The sequence below is a fragment of the Phycicoccus sp. 3266 genome (genome assembly GCF_031456495.1).
Classification (GTDB): domain Bacteria; phylum Actinomycetota; class Actinomycetes; order Actinomycetales; family Dermatophilaceae; genus Pedococcus.
In genome coordinates this window covers 253010-276190 of sequence record NZ_JAVDUW010000002.1, presented here as the reverse complement: position 1 = coordinate 276190, position 23181 = coordinate 253010, and the positions used below count along the sequence as shown (strand labels likewise).

The 23181-nt window shown below is 74.3% G+C and carries 26 protein-coding genes; 9 read left to right on the top strand and 17 right to left on the bottom strand.

The features are described from left to right. Window positions 1–125: 125 nt before the first annotated feature. On the bottom strand, window positions 126–1331 hold the full coding sequence (locus J2X64_RS11110) for a serine/threonine-protein kinase (protein ID WP_310153907.1): 1206 nt from the start codon (window positions 1329–1331) through the stop codon (window positions 126–128). Between the two features lie 199 nt (window positions 1332–1530). Next, window positions 1531–4002, bottom strand: coding sequence for an aminopeptidase N (pepN, locus tag J2X64_RS11105; RefSeq protein ID WP_310153904.1), 2472 nt, complete (start codon window positions 4000–4002; stop codon window positions 1531–1533). Between the two features lie 184 nt (window positions 4003–4186). Between pepN and J2X64_RS11100 the strand changes: the two genes are divergently transcribed. After that, window positions 4187–5065: an SGNH/GDSL hydrolase family protein gene (locus tag J2X64_RS11100; protein ID WP_310153900.1), complete on the top strand. Its 879-nt coding sequence runs from the start codon at window positions 4187–4189 to the stop codon at window positions 5063–5065. A gap of 79 nt (window positions 5066–5144) precedes the next feature. On the opposite strand, the gene J2X64_RS11095 is transcribed toward J2X64_RS11100, so the two are convergent. From J2X64_RS11095 to J2X64_RS11040, 12 genes are all read right to left on the bottom strand, one after another. Further along, on the bottom strand, window positions 5145–5348 hold the full coding sequence (locus J2X64_RS11095; RefSeq protein ID WP_310153898.1) for a cold-shock protein: 204 nt from the start codon (window positions 5346–5348) through the stop codon (window positions 5145–5147). Window positions 5349–5608: 260 nt separating this feature from the next. After that, on the bottom strand, window positions 5609–6496 hold the full coding sequence (gene htpX / locus J2X64_RS11090) for a zinc metalloprotease HtpX (RefSeq protein WP_310153897.1): 888 nt from the start codon (window positions 6494–6496) through the stop codon (window positions 5609–5611). Between the two features lie 50 nt (window positions 6497–6546). Then, the gene (locus J2X64_RS11085; protein ID WP_310153893.1) at window positions 6547–8037 is read right to left on the bottom strand and encodes a proton-conducting transporter membrane subunit; all 1491 of its coding nucleotides are present in this window, start codon (window positions 8035–8037) and stop codon (window positions 6547–6549) included. After that, window positions 8034–9509 (bottom strand): NADH-quinone oxidoreductase subunit M, encoded by a 1476-nt coding sequence (locus tag J2X64_RS11080; RefSeq protein WP_310153891.1) that lies wholly within the window; start codon window positions 9507–9509, stop codon window positions 8034–8036. Before J2X64_RS11080 ends, J2X64_RS11085 begins: the two co-directional genes overlap by 4 nt. Continuing rightward, window positions 9503–11341: a proton-conducting transporter membrane subunit gene (locus tag J2X64_RS11075; protein WP_310153888.1), complete on the bottom strand. Its 1839-nt coding sequence runs from the start codon at window positions 11339–11341 to the stop codon at window positions 9503–9505. Before J2X64_RS11075 ends, J2X64_RS11080 begins: the two co-directional genes overlap by 7 nt. Further along, on the bottom strand, window positions 11338–11637 hold the full coding sequence (nuoK, locus tag J2X64_RS11070; RefSeq protein ID WP_310153884.1) for an NADH-quinone oxidoreductase subunit NuoK: 300 nt from the start codon (window positions 11635–11637) through the stop codon (window positions 11338–11340). Before nuoK ends, J2X64_RS11075 begins: the two co-directional genes overlap by 4 nt. Then, the gene (locus J2X64_RS11065; protein ID WP_310153881.1) at window positions 11634–12248 is read right to left on the bottom strand and encodes an NADH-quinone oxidoreductase subunit J; all 615 of its coding nucleotides are present in this window, start codon (window positions 12246–12248) and stop codon (window positions 11634–11636) included. The genes nuoK and J2X64_RS11065 overlap by 4 nt, the downstream gene beginning before the upstream one ends. Continuing rightward, on the bottom strand, window positions 12245–12940 hold the full coding sequence (locus tag J2X64_RS11060) for an NADH-quinone oxidoreductase subunit I (protein ID WP_310153879.1): 696 nt from the start codon (window positions 12938–12940) through the stop codon (window positions 12245–12247). The genes J2X64_RS11065 and J2X64_RS11060 overlap by 4 nt, the downstream gene beginning before the upstream one ends. Then, window positions 12937–13893: an NADH-quinone oxidoreductase subunit NuoH gene (gene nuoH / locus J2X64_RS11055; protein ID WP_310153876.1), complete on the bottom strand. Its 957-nt coding sequence runs from the start codon at window positions 13891–13893 to the stop codon at window positions 12937–12939. The genes J2X64_RS11060 and nuoH overlap by 4 nt, the downstream gene beginning before the upstream one ends. Next, window positions 13890–14420, bottom strand: coding sequence for an NADH-quinone oxidoreductase subunit C (locus J2X64_RS11050; RefSeq protein ID WP_310153875.1), 531 nt, complete (start codon window positions 14418–14420; stop codon window positions 13890–13892). The genes nuoH and J2X64_RS11050 overlap by 4 nt, the downstream gene beginning before the upstream one ends. Beyond that, window positions 14417–15112 (bottom strand): NADH-quinone oxidoreductase subunit B family protein, encoded by a 696-nt coding sequence (locus tag J2X64_RS11045; RefSeq protein ID WP_310153872.1) that lies wholly within the window; start codon window positions 15110–15112, stop codon window positions 14417–14419. The genes J2X64_RS11050 and J2X64_RS11045 overlap by 4 nt, the downstream gene beginning before the upstream one ends. Next, complete coding sequence (locus J2X64_RS11040) at window positions 15112–15471, bottom strand: NADH-quinone oxidoreductase subunit A (RefSeq protein WP_310153869.1); 360 nt, start codon at window positions 15469–15471, stop codon at window positions 15112–15114. The genes J2X64_RS11045 and J2X64_RS11040 overlap by 1 nt, the downstream gene beginning before the upstream one ends. A 66-nt stretch (window positions 15472–15537) precedes the next feature. On the opposite strand from J2X64_RS11040, the gene J2X64_RS11035 reads away from it, so the two are divergent. Then, entirely contained in the window at window positions 15538–16185 is a 648-nt protein-coding gene (locus tag J2X64_RS11035) for an LON peptidase substrate-binding domain-containing protein (protein WP_310153866.1), read from the top strand. Between the two features lie 60 nt (window positions 16186–16245). On the opposite strand, the gene J2X64_RS11030 is transcribed toward J2X64_RS11035, so the two are convergent. The 3 genes from J2X64_RS11030 to J2X64_RS11020 form a co-directional block, all read right to left on the bottom strand. Continuing rightward, the gene (locus tag J2X64_RS11030; RefSeq protein ID WP_310153863.1) at window positions 16246–16788 is read right to left on the bottom strand and encodes an N-acetyltransferase; all 543 of its coding nucleotides are present in this window, start codon (window positions 16786–16788) and stop codon (window positions 16246–16248) included. Window positions 16789–16855: 67 nt separating this feature from the next. Next, complete coding sequence (locus J2X64_RS11025; protein WP_310153860.1) at window positions 16856–17830, bottom strand: glycosyl hydrolase; 975 nt, start codon at window positions 17828–17830, stop codon at window positions 16856–16858. A 32-nt stretch (window positions 17831–17862) separates the two neighbouring features. Further along, on the bottom strand, window positions 17863–18165 hold the full coding sequence (locus J2X64_RS11020) for a DUF2087 domain-containing protein (RefSeq protein WP_310153857.1): 303 nt from the start codon (window positions 18163–18165) through the stop codon (window positions 17863–17865). A gap of 156 nt (window positions 18166–18321) precedes the next feature. On the opposite strand from J2X64_RS11020, the gene J2X64_RS11015 reads away from it, so the two are divergent. The 7 genes from J2X64_RS11015 to J2X64_RS10985 all read left to right on the top strand — a co-directional run bounded on the left by J2X64_RS11015 (window position 18322) and on the right by J2X64_RS10985 (window position 23142). Continuing rightward, on the top strand, window positions 18322–18624 hold the full coding sequence (locus J2X64_RS11015) for an urease subunit gamma (protein WP_310153854.1): 303 nt from the start codon (window positions 18322–18324) through the stop codon (window positions 18622–18624). A 9-nt stretch (window positions 18625–18633) separates the two neighbouring features. Further along, on the top strand, window positions 18634–18972 hold the full coding sequence (gene ureB, locus J2X64_RS11010; protein ID WP_310153853.1) for an urease subunit beta: 339 nt from the start codon (window positions 18634–18636) through the stop codon (window positions 18970–18972). Further along, a complete protein-coding gene (locus tag J2X64_RS11005) occupies window positions 18965–20674 on the top strand; it encodes an urease subunit alpha (protein ID WP_310153850.1) in 1710 nt (569 codons plus the stop codon). The genes ureB and J2X64_RS11005 overlap by 8 nt, the downstream gene beginning before the upstream one ends. Before the next feature lie 2 nt (window positions 20675–20676). Next, entirely contained in the window at window positions 20677–21357 is a 681-nt protein-coding gene (locus J2X64_RS11000) for an urease accessory UreF family protein (protein ID WP_310153847.1), read from the top strand. Beyond that, a complete protein-coding gene (gene ureG / locus J2X64_RS10995; protein ID WP_310153845.1) occupies window positions 21350–22042 on the top strand; it encodes an urease accessory protein UreG in 693 nt (230 codons plus the stop codon). The genes J2X64_RS11000 and ureG overlap by 8 nt, the downstream gene beginning before the upstream one ends. A gap of 70 nt (window positions 22043–22112) precedes the next feature. Further along, window positions 22113–22853, top strand: a complete 741-nt coding sequence (locus tag J2X64_RS10990) for an urease accessory protein UreD (RefSeq protein WP_310153842.1) — start codon at window positions 22113–22115, stop codon at window positions 22851–22853. 40 nt (window positions 22854–22893) lie between these two features. Further along, a complete protein-coding gene (locus J2X64_RS10985; RefSeq protein ID WP_310153840.1) occupies window positions 22894–23142 on the top strand; it encodes an SCO4226 family nickel-binding protein in 249 nt (82 codons plus the stop codon). Window positions 23143–23181: the final 39 nt, after the last annotated feature.

Below are 23181 nucleotides of genomic sequence, written 5' to 3'. Positions count from 1 at the left end.
GGCACCCTCGCGCACTTTCTGGAACGAGTCAAGAAAACAGGTGGGAACATCCCGGCGACCGGACGGCGACAGCGCGGCTGCGTCGCCGTCCGGTGCAGCCCGCCCCGGAGAGGCAGGCGAGCGGGTCAGCCGGGGATCGTGGCGTCGGGGTCGACCGACCCCGGTCCGTTGACCAGGCCCTCGACGTCGGCGGGGTCGACGACGTTGACCACGTCGACGGCCGCAGCCATGTCGGACCCGGCGACGGGCGGGACGACGCCCTCGCCGGCGGCGGCCTCGCTGGGCTCCTGCTCGGCTGCCGGGAGACCGGCGAGCACCGGGCTCGCCGAGTGGCGGCCGGCGGGACGGGCGAGCTGGAGGTCCACCCACGACGTGGGCGCCTCGCCGGCGACCGGGGTGGGTCGCGGGTCGCTGTGGCGCGGCGAGGACATCGCCTGGGTGACGGGCATGACGTCCGGGGTCTCCGCCTGGTCGTCGAGCTCGGCGGCCAGCCCCAGGGCCAGGCCGGTGATCTCGTCGTCGGCGAGACCGAGCTCGACCACGACGGCGCGGGCGTTCTCGGGACGGTCGGCCGGGTCCTTCGACAGCAGCCGCCACACGAGGTCGGCCAGGTCGTCCGGGACGCCCTCGGGCAGCGGCGGGGGCGGCTCGGTCACGTGGCTGAGGGCCGTCGCGATGGGCGTGCCCTTGTCGAACGGCCTGCGGCCGGAGAGCATCTCGTGCGCGACGACGCCGAGGGCGTACAGGTCGCTGGCGCCGGTGGCCGGCTTGCCGAGCGCCTGCTCCGGGCTGATGTAGTCGGGGGTGCCGAGCATCTCGCCGTGGCGTGTGTGGCCCGCCGCGTCGAGCGCGCGGGCGATGCCGAAGTCGGTGATCTTCGCGATGCCGTCGGGACGCATCATGATGTTCGCGGGCTTGACGTCGCGGTGGACGACGCGCGCCTCGTGGGCGACGCCGAGGGCCAGCGCGACCTGACCGATGATCGAGCGCACGACGAGCGGGGACTGCGCCCCCTCGCGCCGCAGCAGCGTCGAGAGCGGTTCACCGGGAACGAGTTCCATGACCAGGTAGGCCAGGCCGTCCTGCTCGCCGTAGTCGAAGAGGGTGACGATGTTGGCGTGCATGAGGGACGCCGAGTGCACGGCCTCGTCACGGAACCGCAGGGCGAACAGCTCCTCGTGGCCGGTGTCCGGTCGCATGACCTTGACCGCGACCTCGCGCTGGAGCACCTGGTCCACTGCCGACCACACGTCGGCCATGCCGCCGGAGGCGATCCGTGAGCCGAGCTCGTAGCGGCCACCGAGCACGAACCCCTCGGACAACCTGTTCATACGCGCACCACCGGGTGACACCTCCGTCGACGAGGCGCGCGTCGACTGACATCACGGGGGGACCTCGCAGGAACACAGCGTACCTCCGCCAAGACCCCTTCGCGCGCCATCCGGGAGGGCCGCGCACCGCGGTGACCTGCAGCAACACCAGTCACAAGGGTTTCGGTGCGCAACCAGTCCGCGCGCGCAGACGGGCCCGTCAGGCGTACCGGGCGCGCGAGCGCAGGGCCTCCCCGAGCTCGGACCGCGCGTCGACCATGCTGCGGCGCACCGCGGCCGAGACGTCGCCGCGCTCGAGCGCCGCGTCGACGAGCTCCGCGGTCGCCGGCTCGACGAGCACCCACGGGAACGACAGCGTCGCCACCCGCGCCAGGGCGTCCTCGCCCACCCACGTGCTCATCGCGGGCACGTCGGCGACGTAGCGCGCGGCATACGGCCGCAGCACGTCGTCCTGCGATGCCTGCCAGAACCCCTGCGCCAGGGCGTTGAGCTCGTAGTTGGAGCGCTCCCGGTTGGCGGTGAGCTCGCCCCACGCCCAGGCCTTCGACCCGGCGTCCGGCCGGGCCGCGAGGGCCTGCAGCGCGGCCAGCCGGCCCTGGAGGGTGTCGTCGCCCGCCCGCACCGACTCCACGAAGGCGCGGTCGACCAGGCCGCGCGCGGCGAGGTTGCGCACCGCGAGCCAGCCGAAGTCCGAGTCGCCCTCGAGCCCGGCCGGGCGGTCGCGCCCCTCGGCCCACGCCCGCAGGCGTGGCTCGTCGTCGGTGGTGCGGGCGAGGTAGCGGGCTGCGACGAGCGCGCGGGTGGAGCCGGGCTGAGCGGCGCCGAGCACGTCGGCGGCTGCCGCAGCCACGGTGCGGGTGGCGTCCTCGCGCTCCCCCGGCTGGAGGAACGCCGGGACGACCTTGCCCACGAGGTTGAGGGCGACGCGGTTGAGCACCGACTCGTTCGGCTCGTGCGGCCAGGCGCGGCCGAACGTGTCGACGACGACGCGCGGGTCGAGCGTCCCCAGGCAGACCCCGTCGAGCAGCGCGACCCAGGCGACCGCCCGGGCCTGCGCGTCGGGGATCGTCGCCAGCCGCTCCGGCACCAGCGCCGCACTGACCGGGTCGAGGGTCACCGTCGCCCAGGTCAGGTCCGCGGCGTTGGGGAGGACGAGGACGTCGTCGGGCACGTCGCGCAGCGCGGCGACCTCGGTGCGGTCCTGCGTCACCGTGACGCCGACGCGGAACGCCTCCGCGCCCTCCGCGAACCCGGCGACGTCGAAGGTGTGCGGCCGGTCGGCGGGGAACCGCTCGGGCACGACCCGCTCGACGACCCCGGCGGCCCGGTCCACGGCGAGGACGTCGACCCCGGCGGTGAGCAGCCACGCCCGCACCCAGGCCTGCAGGTCGGTGCCGGACGCGCGCTCGATCGACCCGATGAAGTCCGCCAGGGTGCCGTTGCCGTACGAGTGATCACGCAGGTATGCCGAGACGCCGGCCACGAACGCGTCGTCTCCGATGTGCTCGATGAGCTGGCGCAGGACGGCGGCGCCCTTGGCGTAGGAGATGCCGTCGAAGTCCTGCAGCGCCGCGGCCGCGTCCAGCGCGGCACCGCCCGCCACGGGGTGCGTCGAGGGGGTGCGCTCCGCGGCATACCCCCACACCTTGCGCGCCATGGTCGAGTCGACCCACGCGTCGGTGAACTCGGTGGCGGCGACGCAGCTGCGGTGCGCCATGTACTCGGCGAACGACTCGTTGAGCCACAGGTCGTCCCACCACTGCATCGTCACGAGGTCGCCGAACCACATGTGCGCCATCTCGTGCGTGACGGTGTTGGAACGGGCCAGCACCTCGTCGTGGGTCGCCGCCCCGCGGAACATCATCGTGTCGCGGAACGTGACGCAGCCCGGGTTCTCCATCGCGCCGGCGTTGAACTCGGGGACGAAGACCTGGTGGTACTCCCCGAACGGGTACCGGATGCCGAACAGCGAGTGGTAGTAGTCGAACCCCTGCCGGGTCACCTCGAGGATCTGGGGCGCCTCGCGCTCGAGCGCGTCGGCGAGCGAGGCGCGGGCGTGGATGCCCAGCGGTATGCCGTCGTGCTCGGCGCGCACGGAGGCGTAGGGCCCGGCGCAGACGGTGACGAAGTAGGTCGCCAGCGGCCTGGTCTCGGCGAGCTCCCACTGCCCGGGGACGGTCGACGTGGCCGCGCCGTTGCCGATGACGGTCCAGTCCTGCGGCGCCTTCACGGTGATCGCGTAGGGCGCCTTGAGGTCGGGCTGGTCGAAGCAGGCGAAGACGCGCGGCGCCGCGTCGAGGAACAGGTGGCCGTAGACGTACGGCCGGTCGTCGGCGGGGTCGACCGCCCGGTGCAGGCCCTGGCCGTCGCGGCTGTAGGCCATGACCGCCTCGCACTCCAGCACGTTCTCGGCCGCCAGCCCGTGCAGCGGCACACGGCCGTCGTCGAGCGTGGCGAGGTCGACGTGCTCACCGTTGAGGACCAGCACGCGCAGCTCGACGGACTTCACGTCGACGAAGGTCGAGGCGCCGGGGTCGCTGCAGGAGAACGAGATCCGCGTCCGGGAGTGGAACGTCTCCGGCCCGCGGTCGAGGTCGAGGTCGACCTCCATCCGCTCGACGGTGAGCAGCTCGGAACGCAGGCGGGCCTCGGCACGGGTCAACGACGGCATACGGCGATCCAACCATCCCGGTCACCGCGGGGAACGGCGGCCGCGGACGCCGGCGGACAGGGGCCGACTCCCACGCTCTGCACGGCCGGCGAGGTGCCGGCAGGGGGTTGTCTCCCCGGCGGATCTGGGGAACCATCACTACCCGAAGGTAACTTACCCGAGGTAACAACAAGGGAGTTGTTCCATGCGCCGTCCACTGCACCGACTGCACCGCGTCGCCGCCGGCCTGGCCGGACTGGCCCTCGCCGCCACCGCCGTCGCCGTCGCCACCCCGGCCAGCGCGGCCGGGCTGGACTACGTCGCCCTCGGCGACAGCTACTCGGCCGGCTCGGGCGTCTGGCCGCCCGACCCGACGGCGCCGCCCGCGTGCCTGCGCTCGAGCAGCAACTACCCGCACGTCATCGCGGGGACGACCGGGGCCTCGCTCACCGACGTGACCTGCGGAGCCGCCGAGACCAAGGACTTCTCCTCGTCGCAGTACCCGGGGGTCGCACCCCAGCTCGACGCGCTCGGACCGGGCACCGACCTGGTCACCCTCACCATCGGTGGCAACGACAACAACACGTTCATCGGGGCGATCGTCGCCTGTGGCTCGGCCGGCACCGCGACCCTCGGCTACGGCAGCCCGTGCAAGGACCTCTACGGCAGCAGCTTCGACGACGCCATCGACGCCAGGACCTACCCCGCCGTCCGGCAGGCGCTCGCCGACGTCCACGCCAAGGCTCCCAACGCCCGCGTCGCCGTGCTGGGCTACCCCTGGATCGTCCCGAGCTCTTTCGTCGCGAGCTGCTACGCGAAGATGCCGATCGCCCGCGGGGACATCCCGTACCTCCGGGCCCTGCAGGGCCACCTCAACGCGGTGATCGCCAAGGCCGCCAGCGAGACGGGCACGACGTTCGTCGACTTCTCGACGGCGTCGGACGGGCACGACGCCTGCACGCCGATCGGCACGCGGTGGGTCGAGCCGGTGCTGTTCGGCACCAACACCGTGCCGGTCCACCCCAACGCGCTCGGCGAGTCAGCCATGGCCAACCGCACCATGTCCGTCCTGCGCCTGCCCTGAGCAGCCCCGGGGACGGTCCCGGGACGACCGAAGCCCCCGACCGCGTGCGGTCGGGGGCTTCGGCGTGCTCTGTGGGAGCTCAGATGACGCGGACCTTCTCGGCCTGCGGACCCTTGGGGCCCTGCGTGATGTCGAACTCCACGCGCTGGGCGTCCTCGAGCGAGCGGTAGCCGCCCGAGTCGATCGCGCTGTAGTGGACGAAGACGTCGGGGCCGCCACCGTCCTGCTCGATGAAGCCGAAGCCCTTCTCAGCGTTGAACCACTTGACTGTTCCCTGTGCCATGGGATCTCTCGTTTCTTCCGGCCGGGTGGTTCGCGGTCGCGAGCCACCAGCTGCGCACACCACCACGACACGGGACAACCGCGAAAAGCAATGGGCCCGCACACCGGCGGGCCCACTCACACGAGGAACTGCAACTGCAACTGGGACCAGCATAGCGCCTCCGCGAGCCCCCTCGGTACACGCCCGCGTCCGGCGCCACACAGAGGGGTGCCGCGCGGAGGACTCGGCCGCGCGGCACACCTCGGTGCGGGAAGAGCAGGTCAGCGCTGGCGGAAGCCGTACGCCATCTGCTCGAGCCGGGCGATGCGCTCGGCCATCGGGGGGTGGGTCGAGAAGAGCCGCGAGACGTCCTGCGGCCGGAACGGGTTGGCGATCATCATGTGGCTGCTGTTCTGCAGCGCCGGGGTCGGCTGCAGCGGCGCCTGGGCCACACCGGCCTCGAGCTTGCGCAGCGCCGACGCCAGGGCCAGCGGGTCGCCGGTCAGCTTGGCGCCGTCCTCGTCCGCGTCGTACTCGCGCGTCCGGCTGATCGCCATCTGGATGAACATCGCCGCGATCGGCGCGAGCAGCGCCATGAGCAGCAGCACCAACGGGTTCGGGCGGTCCTCGTCGTTGCTGCCGCCGCCGAACATGCTCGCGAACATCAGCATCTGTGCGACCGAGGTGATGACGCCGGCGATGGCCGCGGCGACCGAGCCGGTGAGGATGTCGCGGTTGTAGACGTGCATCAGCTCGTGGCCGAGGACCCCGCGCAGCTCGCGCTCGTCGAGCATGCCGAGGATGCCCTCGGTGCAGCAGACGGCGGCGTTCTCGGGGTTGCGGCCGGTGGCGAACGCGTTGGGCGCCTGGGTCGGGCTGACGAACAGCCGTGGCATCGGCTGGCCGGCGGACGTCGACAGCTCGCGCACGATCCGGTACATCGCCGGCGCCTGGGCCTCGCTCACGGGGTAGGCGTGCATGGCGCGGATCGCGAGCTTGTCGGAGTTCCAGTAGCCGTAGATCGTCGTGCCGACACCGATGAGGGCGAAGATCCACAGGAACGACATGCTGCGCGTCGAGGCGGAGATGATGCCGCCGATCGCCAGGAGCAGGGCGAAGATCGCGCCGAACAGCGCAGCGGTCTTCAGCCCGTTGAAGTGGTTGTGCATGCCCGGTCAACGCCGCGTCGTCCCGCCGCGTTCCCAGCCGACGCCCAGCCTCAGTCGAGCAGCCCGAGCAGCAGCTGCGGGGCCACGCTGGTGGCCACGAGCAGCCCGCCGGAGAGCAGCAGCGCGACCAGCGCAGGCCGTGGCACCCGGCGCACGACGGCGGCGCTCGGGCCCGTCTCCGGGTCTCGCAGCAGCACCCCGAACCAGCGCAGGTAGACGGCGATACCGAGGACGGCGTTGACCACCGCCACCAGCGCGAGCGCCCACTGCTCGCCCCCGACCACGGGCCGCAGCGCGACGACCTTGGCCACCAGCCCGACGAGCCCCGGCGGCAGCCCGGCCAGGGACAGCAGGGCGAGCCCCAGGGCTCCGCCGAGGACCGGGTGGGAGCGCAGGAGCCCGGTGTATGCCGCGAGCGTCCGGCGGTCGCGCGCGACGCCCCGCGCCGGCGGCGCGGACGACACGACGTGGACGACGGTGAAGGCGACGAGCGTCGCGACGACGTAGGCCACCAGGTAGCCCGCGGACGCGGCGGCCGAACCCCGCGAGAGGGCCGACAGGGGCAGCACGACCCAGCCGGCCTGCGCGACGGTGGACCAGGCGAGCAGCCGCACGGGGTCGTCCTGGACGAGGGCGAGGACGTTGCCGAGGGTCATCGAGGCGGCCGCGACGACGCCGACCGCGGCGAGGACGGGACCGCCCGCCTCCGCGACCGGTCCGAGCACCACGACCAGCGCGGCGAGCGCCGCCACCTTGGACGTGGCGGCGAGGAAGGCCGCGACCGGCTCGCTGCCGCCGGTGTACGCCTGCGGTGTCCACACGTGGAACGGCACGAGGGAGAGCTTGAAGCCGAGCCCGGCGAGGAGCAGGAGCACGCCGAGGAGCAGCACGACCCGCCGGTGCGGGTCGGCCAGCGCCTCGGCCGCGGCACCCCGGGTGAAGACCGCCTCCCCCGTCGCGACGAGCCACAGCGCCACGCCGAGGACGACCACCGCGAACGACACCAGCGACGTGGTCAGCAGCGCGAGCGCCCCACGCCCGGCGGCGTCGGTGCCGCGGAGCGCGACGAGCGCGACCACCGGCAGGGTGGCGAGCTCGAGGCAGACGAGCCACGACCCGAGGTCGTGGGCGGCGGCCACCCCTGCCGCACCGGCGGTCGCCGTCAGGACGAGGCAGACCTGCACCGCCGGGCCGCCGCGCAGCCCGTCCGGACGCGGGGCGCCGGGCCACGCGAGCAGGAGCACCACGAACGCCGAGACGAGGGCCGCGAGCTGCAGCGCACTGGCGACAGGTCCCGCCTCGTAGAGGCAGGTCCCCGCGACCGCCGGGACGCAGAGCGTGCGCAGCGGCGCGGCCCCGGCCTGCAGAACGCCGGGCACGGTGAGCGCGACACCCGCCGCGAGGGCGAGGAGCCCGAGGCCTGCGTGGGCCCGGGCGGCCCGCGGCGCCACCGCGTCCACGACGAGGACCAGCACCGCCCCCAGGGCCGGCGCGAGCACCGGCCCGAGGACCATCCAGTCGACGGACACCAGCGTGGTCATCGCGCCGCCCCCACGAGGGTGGCCACGGCCGGGCTGGTCAGGGCGAGCAGGGGCCCCGGCAGGACGCCGAGCAGCACGGTGGCCAGCGCGAGGACGGCGATGACGTCCCACTCGCTGTCCCGGCTGTCCTCGATGAAGGGCTCGCGTCGCTCCCCCGCCCAGACGGTGCGCGCGACGCGCAGGGCGTAGGCCGCGGCCAGCACGGTCCCGAACGCGGCGACGACGGCCAGGCCGCGGAACAGCCCGGTCGGCCGGTCGTCGGCCGGCGACCAGGCGGCATACACGGAGAGGAACTCGCCCCAGAAACCGGCGAGGCCGGGCAGCCCCAGCGACGCGGCGAGCCCGAGGACGAGCGCGAACCCCAGACGGGGCGCGACCTCGCGGACCGCAGCACGCGCGGTGCGCAGGTCGGCGTCGCCCCAGCGCTCCTTGAGCCCGCCGACGACGACGAAGAGCAGGGCCGAGATGACGCCGTGGGCGATGTTCGCGAAGAGGGCCGCCTGCAGCCCGGTGCGCGTGCCACTGGCCAGGCCGAGGACGACGAACCCCATGTGCACCACCGACGAGTACGCGATGAGCCGCTTGAGGTCGCGCTCGACCAGGCAGGCGAGACCTCCCCACAGGATGCCGACCGCGCCCAGCACGGCCAGCACCGGCGCGACGCGCGAGAACCCCTCGGGCACCGAGGCGAGCGGCAGGCGCACCAGGCCGTACGTGCCCATCTTGAGCAGCACCGCGGCGAGCAGCACCGACCCGGCCGTCGGGGCGGTGGTGTGGGCGGATGGCAGCCAGGTGTGGAGCGGGAAGACCGGCACCTTGACGGCCAGCCCGGCGACGAGCAGCGCGGCGACGACGGTCTGGGTGCCGACGGGTATGCCGGTGCGGCCGCCCTGCGCGAGGACGTCGAGGTCGGCGGTGCCCGCCTTGGCGACGAGCGCGAGGATCCCGACGAGCATGAGGGTGGAGCCGAACGCGGTGTAGAGGACGAAGCGGCCGCCGGCGTCGGCGCGCGCCCGGGCGTCGTGCGGGTCGCCGTACCGGGTGATGAGGACCCACATCGGCACGAGCACCAGCTCGAAGGCGACGAAGAACAGGACGGCGTCGCGGGCGTAGAACGTCGCGAGCGCCCCGAACTCCACCAGCAGGAGGCAGGCGTGGAAGGCACCGGTCGTGCCGCCGGTGGGCGGCCGGTCGAGGGTGTGCAGCACGACGCCGACGCCGAGCAGTGCGGTCATCAGGAGCAGGGGCGCGCTGATGCCGTCGACCGCCAGCTGCCAGCGCAGTCCGAGCGAGGGCACCCAGGCCCGGTCGACGGTGGGGCGGACGATGACGGCCCAGAGGACCGCGCCGAGGGTGACGACGCTGGCGGCCGTCGCCACGGCGTTCGCGGCCCGGTGGCCGAGCCGGCGCCCGGCGGTGAGCAGCCAGACCGCCACCGCAGCCGGCACGACGAGGCTGACGAGGATCACCACAGCGCCACCCCCGCGACGGCGACGGCGACGACCCCGGCCACGACCCAGGCCAGCCCGGACGCGGCACGCTCGCGGTCGTGCACCCGCTGGCCGCCGCGGCCCGACCACCGGGCGGTCAGCGCGGCGCCGCGGACGTAGGCGTCGACGACGTCCCGGTCCAGGACGACGACGAGCCGGGCCAGCGCCAGAACGGGGGTGGCCACCGCGGCGACGTAGAGCCGGTCGACCCCCAGGCCGCGGTCGAAGAGCGGGCGGCGGTCGCCGACAAGACGGGTGGCGGGGTCGGGGTCGTCGACGAGCGGGACCCACCGCACCGCGAGCGCCGCGCCCACGATGAGCAGCACGCTGAGCAGGGCCACGAGCCAACCGATGTGGCCGCGCAGGTCCAGCAGCGGGGTGAGGACGACCAGGCCGCCCACCACGGACAGCACCGCCAGGACGGTCACCGCGGTGCGCACCGGCCGCGTGGCCGTGTCGGCCTCGTGCCGCGTGACGTCGGTCGTGGCGAGGTCGTCGAGGACGAGCCACGCGCGCATGCAGTAGGCGGCCGTCAGCGGCACCGTCGCGATGCCGGCGAGGAGCACCAGCCAGGCGCGGCCGTCCCCGGCGGAGACACCGGCCTCGGCCGCGCCCAGCACGTGCTCCTTGGAGACGAAGCCCACCAGCGGCGGGACCCCCGCGAGCGAGAGCAGGCCGACGAACATGGCCGGGCGGATCACGAGGTGACCGCGCAGGCTGCCGCGCAGCGCCGTCGCGGCGGTCCCGCCGACGGTGACGCTCAGCCACCCGATCGCGAGGAAGAGCAGGGCCTTGAAGAACGCGTGCGAGTACAGGTGCAGGACACCGGCGCCGGGGCCCTCGTCGCGCGGTGCCGCCGCGAGCGCCGAGAGCATGAGCGCCACCTGCGAGAGCGTGGAGTAGGCGAGCAGGCGCTTGAGGTCGCCCTGCCCGAAGGCCAGCACCGCGGCATACACCATCGTCACGGCGGTGCTCACCGCGAGCAGCCAGCGCACCCCCTCGCTGGCCACGAGGACGTCGAAGAGCTGCGCCAGGACGAACGTGCCCGCGGCGACCATGGTCGCCGCGTGGATGAGCGCCGACGCGGGCGTCGGGCCCTCCATCGCGTCGGGGAGCCAGTCGTGGAACGGCACCATGCCGGACTTGCCGAGCACGCCCACCACGAGGAGGGCGATGCCGACCTTCGACAGCGTCCCGGGCGCCCCCGCGAGCACCTCCTGGTATGCCGTGGTGCCGGCGTCCGTGGCGAGCAGCACCACCCCGAGGACGAACCCGACGTCGGCGAGGCGGGTGACGAGGAACGCCTTGAGCGCGGCCCGGCGCGCGGACTCCTTGCGGCTCCAGTGGCCGATGAGCAGGTAGGAGCACCAGCCCATGACCTCCCAGCCGACGAGGGTGAGCACCAGGTCGGCGGACTGGACGGTGAGCAGCATCCCCGCGCAGAACAGCGAGACGGTGGCGGCGAAGGTGCCGTAGCGGTCGTCGTCGCGCAGGTACCAGCCGGCGAAGGCCTGAACCGCCCAGCCGACCACCGCGACCACCACGGCGACGAGGGCGGGCGCGTCGGTCGCCTGCAGCTGCAACGGGATCCGCAGCTCACCCGCCTGCAGGGACGGCAGCAGGTGGAGCGCCTGCACCGGCCCGGCCGAGTGGACGGCGACCAGCTCGACGAGGGCCACGAGGAGGGTGAGCAGGGAGCCGACGGTGGCGACCGCCCGGGGGGTGCGCGGGCGCGGCCGGCGCGCGACCAGCAGGCCCACCAGTGCCGCTGCGGCCGGGACGAGGACGACCAGCCGGGCCGCTGCGGCGCTCACGGGCGGTCCGCCTCGAGGTCGACGTCGCCGCGCAGGCGGAAGACGGCCAGCACCACCGCGAGCGCAACGCAGACCTCGGCCGCCGCGATCGTGATGACGAACAGGGTCAGCACCGAGCCGGCGTTCCACCGCTCGTCGCCGGACGCCGCCACGGAGACCAGCAGCACGGTGGCGGCGTTGAGGACGAGCTCGACGCCGATGAGGACGAGGACGGCGTTGCGGCGGGCCAGGATGCCGTAGGTGCCCAGGCCGGCGAGGACGGCCGCGAGCAGGTACGGACCGGCGAGGTGGATCATGCCCGCTCCCCCGCGTCCACTGCCGCGTCGACCGGCTGGCCGACCGGCGATGCAGCCGGGCCGTCGGCGGGCTCGTCGGCCGGCTCGTCGGCGGCCACGATCGGCGTCTCCGGCTCGGGGGCGACCATCCGCGAGACGGCGAGCGCGCCGACGAGGGCGACGAGCAGCAGCAGCGAGAGCAGCTCGAACGGCCACACCCACGTGCCGAAGACCTGCCCCGCCAGCCGGTCGGTCGGCGTGTCGACCCGCGGCCGCGCCGGCCCCGCGAGCGGGAGGAGCGCGGCGCACAGGAGCGCGGTGACGGCGGCCCCGAGGACGGCGGCGAGGACCCGGTGCAGGCGGCTGGTCGACACCTCGCGGTTGGGGCCGATCGGCGCCCGGGTCAGCATGAGCGCGAAGAGGACGAGCACCACGATGGCGCCGACGTAGACGAGCAGCTGCACGAGCGCGACGAACTCGGCGCCCAGGACGAGGTAGCAGCCCGCGACCGACCCGAGGCAGACGACCAGCCACAGCGCGGCGTGCACGACGTGCCGGGTGGTGACGGCCAGCAGCCCGCTCGCGGCGGCGAGCACGCCCACCGCGGCGAACGCGACGTCGAGACCGGTCATGCCTCGTCCCCGCCTGCCTCGTCCGGGGCGGGTGGGGCTGCCTGGGCCTCGGCGGCCGCGGCCTCGCGGGGCGTCGCGCCGGCGGCGCCCGAGGGCGACTCGTCGCCGGCGCGTGCCGGCCGGACCCGGGCGGGCCGCTCGCGCGGCACCAGCCTGGACGCGCCACGGGCCGGCTTCTGGCTGGCCGCGACCTCCGCCGGCTCGGCCGAGTGCTCGTCGAGGGCCGGCGGCGGGGGCACGGTGGGCATCCACTGCCCGAGCCGGTCCTTCTCGTGCAGCAGGTCGCGGATGTCGAGCTCGGCGTACTCGAACTCGGGGCTCCAGTGCAGCGCGTCGAACGGGCACACCTCGATGCAGATCCCGCAGTACATGCAGAGGCTGAAGTCGATCGCGAACCGGTCGAGCACGTTGCGCTGCCGCTCGCGGCCGCCGGGCGTCGACGCCGGGATCGTCTCCTTGTGCGAGTCGATGTAGATGCACCAGTCGGGGCACTCGCGCGCGCACAGCATGCACGAGGTGCAGTTCTCCTCGAGCAGCGCGATGACCCCGCGCGAGCGCGGTGGCAGCTCGGGCGGGACGTCGGGGTACTCGGCGGTGTGCGTCGGCGTCGCGAGGGTGCGCGCCGTCGTGGCGAGCCCCTTGAGGATGCCGGGTATGCCGGTGCCGCCCGGCCTGCGTGCGGAGGGGCTCACGAGGTCACCACCACCCAGACGCCGGTGATCGCAAGCTGGGCCAGGGCCAACGGCACCAGCACGAGCCACGCCAGTCGCTGGAGCTGGTCCTCGCGCAGCCGCGGCCACGCCACCCGGAACCAGATGACGACGACGGCCACGACGAACCCCTTGAGCATCGTCCAGACCCAGCCGAGCTGGTCGGCGAAGGGCCCGTGCCACCCGCCCAGGTAGAGCACGGCGAACAGCAGCGACATCACCACGATCCCGGCGTACTCGGCCAGCAGGAAGAACGCGAACCGCAGCCCGGTGTACTCGGTGTACGCCCCGAACACGATCTCGGAGTCGGCCACCGGCATGTCGAACGGCGGCCGCTGGAGCTCGGCCACGGCAGCGACGAGGAACACGACTGCACCCGGGAGCTGCCACAGCAGCCACGCCGGCCGCCAGGCCTCGGCGATCCCTCCGAGCGACAGGGACCCGGCCGCCAGGCACACCGAGGCGACGGCGAGGACCATCGGCAGCTCGTAGGACAGCAGCTGCGCGGCGGCGCGCATGCCGCCGAGCAGCGAGTACTTGTTGGCGCTGGCCCAGCCCGCCATGAGCGTGCCGAGGATGCCGACGGCCGTGACGGCCAGGACGAAGACCGCGGACGCGGGGACGTCGGCCGCCACCACCGACGGCGACAGCGGGATCACGGCGAGCGCGACGAGGTAGGGGACGAGCGCCACGGCCGGGGCGAACCGGAAGACGCGGCGGTCGGCGGCCGCCGGGGTGATGTCCTCCTTCTGGACGAACTTGACCCCGTCGGCGACCAGCTGGGCCCACCCGTGGAAGCCCCCGGCATACATCGGGCCGAGCCGGCCCTGCATGTGCGCCATCACCTTGTGCTCCGCCTGGCCCACGAGCAGGGGCAGCACGAGGAAGGCGGCGAGCACCCCGACCGCGCGCAGTGCGACCTCGACGGCGGTCACCGCGGGCCCCACTCGGGGTCGGGGACGCCGGGGGCGCTCACCCGGCGGCGGCCGGTCGGCCGGGCGTGCTCGGACTCGCCGGGCTCCTTGGCCCCCGGCCACGCCTTGGACGCCCTGGCGGCGAGCACGAACGACTTGCGCAGGGGGGTGCCCTCGAACCCGTCGGGCAGCAGCAGCGGCCGCAGGCCGAGGCCGGTGCCGTCGTCGAAGCCGTCGAAGTCGAGCCCGAACATCTCGTGGGTCTCGCGCTCGTGCCAGGCCGCGCCCCGGAAGACGGGTGTCAGGCTCGCGAGCGCCTCCCCCTCGGAGACGCGGGTGCGCAGCAGCCGGCGGCGCAGCGCCCGCGGCGTGGAGGGGTCGAGCAGGTGGCAGACGACGTCGAACCCGGGGTCGTCGGTGGCGTCCGTCTGGTCGACGGCGGTCAGCCAGTCGAAGAACGCGTAGCCCTCGTCGCGGGCGGCGGTGACGGCGGCGACCCACTCGCCGGGCGGCACCTCGACCCGGTCCACGGACGCCGGGTCGCTCACGGCTGCTCCCCGGCGGCACCGTCGGCAGCCTGCACCGAGGGGGTCGTCGCGGCCGCCGTCGTCGCGGCCGCCGTCGTCGCGGCCGCCGTCGTCGCGGCCGGCGCCGTCGTCGCGGCCGGCTTCGGCGGCGCGACCAGGTCACGGGTCACCTCACCGGCTGCCGCCGTGCGGTGCCGCGCGTACTTGGCGCGGATCCCCTTGGTGGACAACGACTCCTGGCCGATCTGCTCCTGCAGCCGCAAGATGCCCTGCAACAGGGCCTCGGGCCGCGGCGGGCACCCGGGGACGTAGACGTCGACGGGCAGGATCGTGTCGACGCCCTTGGTGACGCTGTAGGAGTCCCAGTACGGGCCACCGGAGTTCGAGCAGGCGCCGAACGAGATGACGTACTTCGGCTCGGGCATCTGGTCGTAGAGGCGCCGGACGGCGGGGGCCATCTTGTCCGTCACGGTGCCGCTGACGACCATGAGGTCGGCCTGGCGCGGCCCCGGCGCGAACGGGATGACGCCGAGCCGGATGAAGTCGTGCCGGGCCATCGAGGCCGCGATGAACTCGATCGCGCAGCACGCCAGGCCGAAGTTGAACACCCACAGCGAGTAGCGCCGGCCCCAGTTGAGGACGACCTTGACGGGCGTCGGCGCCACGTCCTGGGCGGGGCCGACGCGGGGCAGCGGGAGGTCGACCGGCGCCATCACAGCCACCTCAGCAGGCCGCGCCGGGCCGCGTGGACGAGCCCGACGAGCAGGACGCCGACGAACACGCCGATCTCGACGAGCGAGTCCGCCCCGAGCCGGGCCGAGCGCACGACCAGGGCCCACGGGAACAGGTAGACGGCGTCGACCGCGAAGATGACGTAGAGGAACGCGTAGACGAAGTACCGCACCTGCGTCTGCGCCCAGCCCTGGCCGACCGGGTCGACGCCGGACTCGTACGTCGTGAGCTTCGCGCGGGTCGGGGCCTTCGGTGCCAGCAGCGCCCGGGCGGACATGGCCGCGACGAACAGCAGCAGGCCGACCACGACCACGGCGGCGACGACGACGTAGGGCGACACGCTGGCAGCCTAGTAGCCCCCCGCCCGCGGGTGTCGGTGCCGACCGCGGGCGCCTACCGTGTACCCATGCCGCGGCTCCCGCTGTTCCCGCTCGGCACGGTGCTGGTGCCCGGTGCCGAGCTCCCCCTGCAGGTCTTCGAGCCGCGGTACATCGCGATGCTCCAGGACCTCGTCGCCGGTGCGGACCAGCCCGACTTCGGGGTGGTCGCCATCCGGCACGGCCACGAGGTCGGCCCCGACGCCGCCCGGGACCTGCACGAGATCGGCTGCGTCGCCCGGGTGAGCGGGGCCGCCGCGGTCGGGGACGGCCGGTTCCTCGTCCTCGGCGAGGGCCGTCGCAGGTTCCACCTGGACCGCGTCGCGACCGAGGCCGGCACGGCATACCTGACGGGCGAGGTCTCGTGGCTCGGTGAGGAGACCGGGGACCCGGTCGAGGCGGCCGACCTGGCGAAGTCGGTGCGCGACGCGCTCGACGCCTTCGCCCGCGCGCTCGGGGCGCAGGACCTGGGCTGGCCCGACGACCCGACCGAGCTGTCGTACGCGGTGGGGACGGCGGCCTCGCTCGGGCTGACCGAGCGCCAGCAGCTGCTGGCTGCCCCCGACACGTGCGCGCGGCTGCGGCTCGGGCTGCGCATGGTCCGCCGGGAGACTGCGCTGACCCAGGGCCTCGGGCTGGCTCCGCGCGAGGCCGATCACGGCTTCAACCCGAACTGACCGGACGACTGGTCCCGTCGACCCGCTCGGTCGACCGGCTCGCACGCCCCGTGTGACCGCTCAGTCGACCCGCTCGAAGGGGTCCGCGTACCGGAAGGCGCCGTGGACCCCGTCGCCCCAGGCGGTGAGCCGGCGGAGCAGGAAGAACCGCGGCCCCCAGTCGTGCGGCGGGGTGATGCCGTGCTCGACGGCCGGCCCGAACCCGAACCGCGGGTAGTACTCGGGGTGCCCGAGCAGGACGACCCCGCGGACGTCGAGGGCGTCGGCCGCCCCGAGCGCGGCGTGCACGAGCGCGGAGCCGACCCCGGCGCCCTGGTGCTCGGGCAGGACGCCGAGCGGCCCGAGCGCCACGAGCTCACCGGCGCGGCCGTCGACCGTGGCCGCGCTCATGGCGACGTGGCCCACGACGACACCGTCCCGCTCTGCGACGAACGTCATGGCGTTCAGCAGGTCGCCGTCGGCCCGCAGCTCGTCGACGAGCCGCGCCTCGAGCGAGCCGTCGCTCGCCGGCCGGCCGTCCTCCGTGGGCCCGTGCGCGAAGGCGTCGCGGTGCAGCGCGTGCACGACGTCGTGGTCGGCGGTGGTCTCACGGCGCACCAGCATGGCTGGAGGGTATGCCGCGCAGCCGGCGCGGTCTCCCGGTTTTGCGCGGGCGTGGGGACGGCGGTGGTCAGCGGGCGACGAGGTAGCCCTCGGCATCGAGCGCCACGGGCACCGGGTCGATGATCTCGAACCCGTCGAGACCCTGCGGCTCGAGGTTGCGGAACCCGATGAGCACCCAGGACCCGTCGCGCTGCCGGACCAGCGGCGCGGCGAACAGGTTCGGCTCGGCGGTGAACGGCCGGGCGGCGTCGACGTCCCACGGCCCGAGCGGACCGGGGCCGGGCACCGACCAGGTGCAGTACTCGCCGGTGCGGGCGATGCGCTCGGGGGTCATCTCCTGCGGGTGGCAGGTGAAGACGAGCACCCACCGGCCGTCGACCTGCTTGACCTGGAGCACCTCGAGCTGGCCGAACCCGGTGCCGGTCTGGCTGAGCGGCGGCCCGAGGGTCCAGTGCTCGAGGTCGGCGCTGGTGGCGTGCCCCACGACGCCGTCGTCGTTGCGGCCCGCGCCGACGCCCCTGGCCGTGAGCAGCATGTGCCAGCCCTCGCCGCCGGGGTCGGGCAGGACGAGCGGGTCGCGCCAGGTCTCGCTCGACCCCTCGAGGTCGGGGCCCTGCGTGGGCGCCGGGGTGTTGGCGAGGTTCTTGTACCAGGTGCCGTCGACCCGCAGGGAGGGCTCGTGCGAGACGCGGGTCCAGTGGTGCAGGTCGTCGGACACCGCCGAGCCGACCCGCTGGTCGTAGACGTGGTGCCCCGCCGTCGAGATCGCGGTGTAGAACATCCGCCACCGGTCGCCGTCGCGGACGACCGACCCGGTCCAGATGGCCAGGTCGTCGAAGCCGGTCTCGGCCGGGCCGAGGCACTCGCCGAGGTAGTCCCAGGTGACCAGGTCGCGCGAGGTGGCGTGCCCGACCCGGGCCGCCGTGTGGCGCTTGGCCGGGTCGCCGAGCGACCTCGGCGCCTGGAGGATGAAGAGGTGGTAGAGGTCGCCGTCGTCGGCCACCCAGGAGTCCCAGACCCAGAGGTCGTCGAGCCGCAGCATGCGCACAGTGTGGCGGTGCGGCTGCGCCTCCGCTACCGGTCGTCCACCGATCCGCCGGCTCGCCAGTACCGCCCGTCGCGGCGCTCGAGGAACCCCTCCTCGACCAGGTACCGGCGCAGGGCCGCCACGTCCGGGTGGCGGGGCCGCAGCAGGTTGTTCACCTGCGTCTCGTCGTACGTCTCGCCCGGGGTGAAGTCCTGCGCGACGAGGTCGAGGACGACCAGCCGCTTGCGGATCCTCGTCGGCATCGAGCGCAGGGAGCCGTCGTCCGCGACGAAGGCCCGCAGCACGGCCTCGCGGTCCCGCAGGGCGTCGGTCAGGGCAGGTCGGTCCATGCCTCGACGCTAACGACGCCGCGCGCGCCCGGGCCACGCGTTTTCCCACGTCATGACGACTTCCCACACCCTGACGACGAAATGCGCGCGAAACACGCCCTTGGTCTACTGGCCACGCACCCGCAGGAAGGTCCCGTCGCACCCAGGAGGCCGCCGATGCACCTGTCGCCCGCCGACACCGAGAAGCTGCTGCTGTCCGTGGCCGGCATGGTCGCCCGCGACCGGCTCGCCCGCGGCGTGCGGCTCAACCACCCCGAGGCCGTGGCGCTGCTGTCGACCTGGGTGCTGGAGCGCGCTCGTGAGGGCGCCCTCGTCGCCGACCTGATGCAGGAGGGGCGCACCGTGCTCACCCGCGAGCAGGTCATGGAGGGCGTGCCCGAGATGCTCCCCAACGTGCAGGTCGAGGCGACGTTCCCCGACGGCCGCAAGCTCGTCACCCTCCACCACCCGATCGCCTGAGGAGCAGCGATGGCCACCAGCAGCACCGGCCCGGGGGCGGTCCGGGTCCGCCCCGGCACCGTGACCCTCAACGGCGACCGCACCGACGCCGAGCGGATCACCCTCGTCCTGGTCAACACCGGGGACCGCCCGATCCAGGTCGGCTCCCACCTGCACCTGCCCGACGCCAACCCGGCGCTCGAGCTCGACCGGGCGGCGGCGCACGGGTTCCGCCTCGACATCCCGAGCGGCACGTCGGTGCGGTTCGAGCCCGGCGTCAGCCGGGAGGTGGCCGCGGTGGCGTTCAAGGGGCGCCGGCGGGTGCCGGGCCTGCAGGTGCGCGACGGGGACGGAGCCCTCGATGGCTGAGCTGGACAGAGAGCGGTATGCCGCGTTGTACGGCCCCACGACCGGGGACCAGGTGCGCCTGGGAGACACCGACCTGTGGGTCGAGGTCGAGGATGACCTGACGGTCGGCGGTGAGGAGGTCGTGTTCGGCGGCGGCAAGTCGATCCGCGAGTCGATGGCGCAGGGCACGCGCACCAGCGCGGAGGGCGCGCTCGACACGGTCGTCACCAACGCGGTCGTCCTCGACCACTGGGGGGTCGTCAAGGCCGACGTCGGCATCCGCGACGGCCGCATCGTCGCGCTCGGCCGGGCCGGCAACCCCGACGTCGCCGACGGCGTGCACCCCGACCTCGAGATCGGGCCCGGCACCGACGTCATCTCCGGGGAGGGCCGCATCCTCACCGCCGGCGGCATCGACCTGCACGTGCACTTCCTGTCGACGAGCCAGGTGCACGAGGCGCTGGCGGCCGGCCTGACCACCCTCGGCGGTGGCGGCACCGGCCCGTCCGAGGGCTCCAAGGCCACCACGGTGACCCCCGGTCCGTGGCACCTCGCGAGCGTCCACCGGGGCCTGGACCACCTGCCCGTCAACGTGCTGCTCATGGCCAAGGGCAACACGGTGAGCGAGGCGGGCCTGGCCGAGCAGGCGCTCGCCGGCGCCGCGGCATACAAGGTGCACGAGGACTGGGGCAGCACCCCGGCGGCCATCGACGCGGCCCTGCGCGCGGCCGACCGCTGGGGCCTGCAGGTGACGCTGCACAGCGACAGCCTCAACGAGGCCGGCTACGTCGACTCGACCATCCGCGCGATCGGCGGGCGCGGCATCCACGCCTTCCACACGGAGGGCGCCGGCGGCGGCCACGCGCCCGACATCATCACCGTCGCCTCGCTGCCCAACGTCCTGCCCGGCTCGACCAACCCGACGCTGCCGCACACCGTCAACACCGTCGCCGAGCACCTCGACATGCTCATGGTCTGCCACCACCTCAACCCGGCGGTCCCGGAGGACCTCGCGTTCGCGGAGAGCCGGATCCGGGCGACCACCATCGCGGCCGAGGACGTCCTGCACGACCTCGGCGCCCTGTCGATGACGAGCTCGGACGCGCAGGCCATGGGCCGGATCGGCGAGGTCGTCACCCGCACCTGGCAGGTCGCGCACGTCATGAAGCACCGGATCGGCGCTCTCGGCGGCACCCTGCCCGCCGACAACGAGCGCGCCCGCCGGTACGTCGCGAAGTACACGATCAACCCGGCCGTCGCGCACGGCATCGACCACCTCGTCGGGTCGGTCGAGCCGGGCAAGCTGGCCGACCTCGTCCTGTGGGACCCGAAGTTCTTCGGGTGGCGCCCCGACGTCGTCGTCAAGGGCGGTGCGATCGTGTATGCCGCGCTGGGCGACCCGAACGCGTCCATCCCCACGCCGCAGCCGGTGCTCATGCGCCCGGCCCTCGTCGCCGAGGGCGGCGCGGGCGCGGACCGCTCGGTCACGTTCGTCGCGCCAGCCGCGCTCGAGGACGGCCTGGCCGACCGGCTCGGCCTGCGGCGGCAGCTCGAGGCCGTGCGGCCGACGCGGGACGTCACCAAGGCCGACATGGTCAACAACGACGCGACCCCCCGGATCGAGGTCGACCCCGAGTCGTTCGCGATCCGGGTCGAGGGCGAGCTCGTCGAGCCGGCGCCGGCGACCGAGCTGCCGCTCGCCCAGCGCTACTCGCTGTTCTGAGCGTGTCCGCGACCGTGCTCCCCCACCCCGAGTTCGCGGCGATGATGCTGGCCGACGGTCGGCTGCCCGTCGGCGCGCACACCCAGTCCGCCGGCCTCGAGCCAGCCCTGCTCGGCGGCCTCGACCCGGCCGACGTGCCCGACCTGGTGGCGACACGCCTCGCGACGGTGGTCGCCGTGGAGGCGGGTACCGCGGTCGTCGCCCGGCACCACGTCCTGGCCGGCCTGCCCATGGCGGCGGTCGAGGAGGCCTGGGCAGCGCGCACCCCGAGCGAGGTCACGCGGGACGCCAGCCGAGCGGTCGGGCGCGGCCAGCGCAGGCTCTGCCGGCGGCTGTGGCCGGGGAGCGCCGCCTGCGCCGCACTGGCGCCGCTCGCCCAGCCGTCCCGCCCGGTGGCCGTCGGCGCCATGGCCGCCGCGGGTGGCCTGGACGGCGCACGCACGGCCCGGCTCGTGGCGTACGACGACGTCCAGTCGCTGTGCAGCGCCGCCCTCAAGCTGTGCCCCCTCGACCCGGCGGAGACGACCGAGTGGCTGCTGGCCGCCGGGCCTGCGGTCGAGGCCCTCGTCGCCGAGGTCGCCCACCTCACCGAGCCCGCCGGCATACCCGCCGGCTCCGCCCCGCTCCTCGAGTCCTGGCAGCACCGCCACGGCTCCGCACCCCGGAGGTTGTTCCGTGCCTGAGAGCTCCCGCTCGTTCCGCCTTGGCGTCGCCGGCCCCGTCGGCACCGGCAAGTCGAGCCTCATCGCGATGGTCTGCCGCGAGCTGGCCGGCGAGCTGCGGATCGGCGTCGTCACCAACGACATCTACACCGACGAGGACGCCCGGATGCTGCGCGCGGCCGGGGTGCTGGACCCCGAGCGGATCCGCGCGGTGGAGACCGGGGCCTGCCCGCACACCGCGATCCGCGACGACGTCACCGCGAACCTGCTCGCGGTCGAGGACCTCGAGGCCGACTTCGCCCCGCTCGACCTCGTTCTCGTGGAATCGGGCGGGGACAACCTCACGGCGACGTTCTCGCCGGCACTCGTCGACGCCCAGGTGTTCGTCCTCGACGTCGCGGGCGGGGGCGACGTCGTGCGCAAGGGCGGTCCCGGCATCGCCCGTGCGGACCTGCTGGTGGTCAACAAGACCGACCTCGCACCCCACGTCGGCGTCGACGCGGCGCTCATGGCCGAGCAGGGTCGCGAGGCCCGCGGCGGGCGCCCGGTGATCGCCCTGTCGCGGCACGACCCGGCCTCGGTCGCCGAGCTGCGGTCGTGGCTGCTGCACCTGCTCGACCACCACCGCTCGGGCGCGCACACGCCGGTCGACCCCGGGCCGATGGCCCCGCACTCCCACGCCGATGGCACCGCGCACACCCACTGAGGCCGCTCCCGTGGTCGGCTGCGACCCGGCGCCCGGTGCGGCAGTGCCGCCGCGGCGCACCCGGGTCGCGGTGGCACTCGACGGAGGGCGGGCGCGCCTCGAGCTCGCCACCGGCCTGCTCGCCCCCCGGGTCGTGCGGGTGACGGGCTCTCGCGCCGAAGTGGCCCTCGTGGCCACGACCGCGACGCTGCTCGGCGGCGACGAGGTCCGGCTCGACGTGGAGGTGGGGACGGGCACGTGGCTGGACCTGCGCGACGTGGCCGGCACCGTGGCGTACCACGGGCGCGGCAGGGCCTGCCGGGTCGACGTGCGGCTGCGGGTGGCCCCGGGCGCGACGCTCACCTGGGCCGGCGAGCCGCTCGTCGTCTCGGGCGGGGCCGACGTCACGCGCACCCTCGACGTCGACGTCGCCGCAGGCGGCCGGCTGCTGCTGCACGACACCGTGGCGCTCGGCCGGTCCGGCGAGGCGGGCGGCGACCTGCGGTGCACCACGACGGCCTGCGCCGACGGACGGGCGGCGCTGGTCGAGGAGCTCCGGCTCGGGTCGTCGGCGCGGTCGCAGCCCGGGGTCCTCGCAGACGCCCGCATCGTCGACACCGTCACCGCGCTGGGGTGGCGGCCGACCGGGGCACCCGCCCTCCCCGGTGCCGACGTGTACGTCCTCGAGCACGGCGGCACCGTCGCGCGGGTCCTCGCGGGCGAGGCGCACGAATCGCGCCTGCGGGCGCTCTGGGACGTCTGGCGGGGCCAGCTCGGGGCCGCGGACGGAACCACCCTTGTGACGGATCCGGGCCGCCCGGGCCGGGCGTAGCGTCCGGAGCCTCAGGGGACCCAGCGAGAAGGAGCAGGTCATGGCCCAGTTCATGGACGTCCACACGAGCATGCAGGGAGTCACCGCGGAGGCCCTGCTCGAGGCGCACCGAGCCGACCTCGCGATCCAGGGCGAGGAGGGGGTGGACTTCAAGCAGGCGTGGGGCGACCCGAACACCGGTCACGTGTTCTGCCTGTCCGAGGGACCCGACGCCGAGGCGATCCAGCGGATCCACGAGCGCGCCGGGCACCCGTACGACGAGATCCACGAGATCACCGTCACCGCCTGACCGGGGTCGCCACCCGCCCGCGTCCGAGTGGCGGGTGGC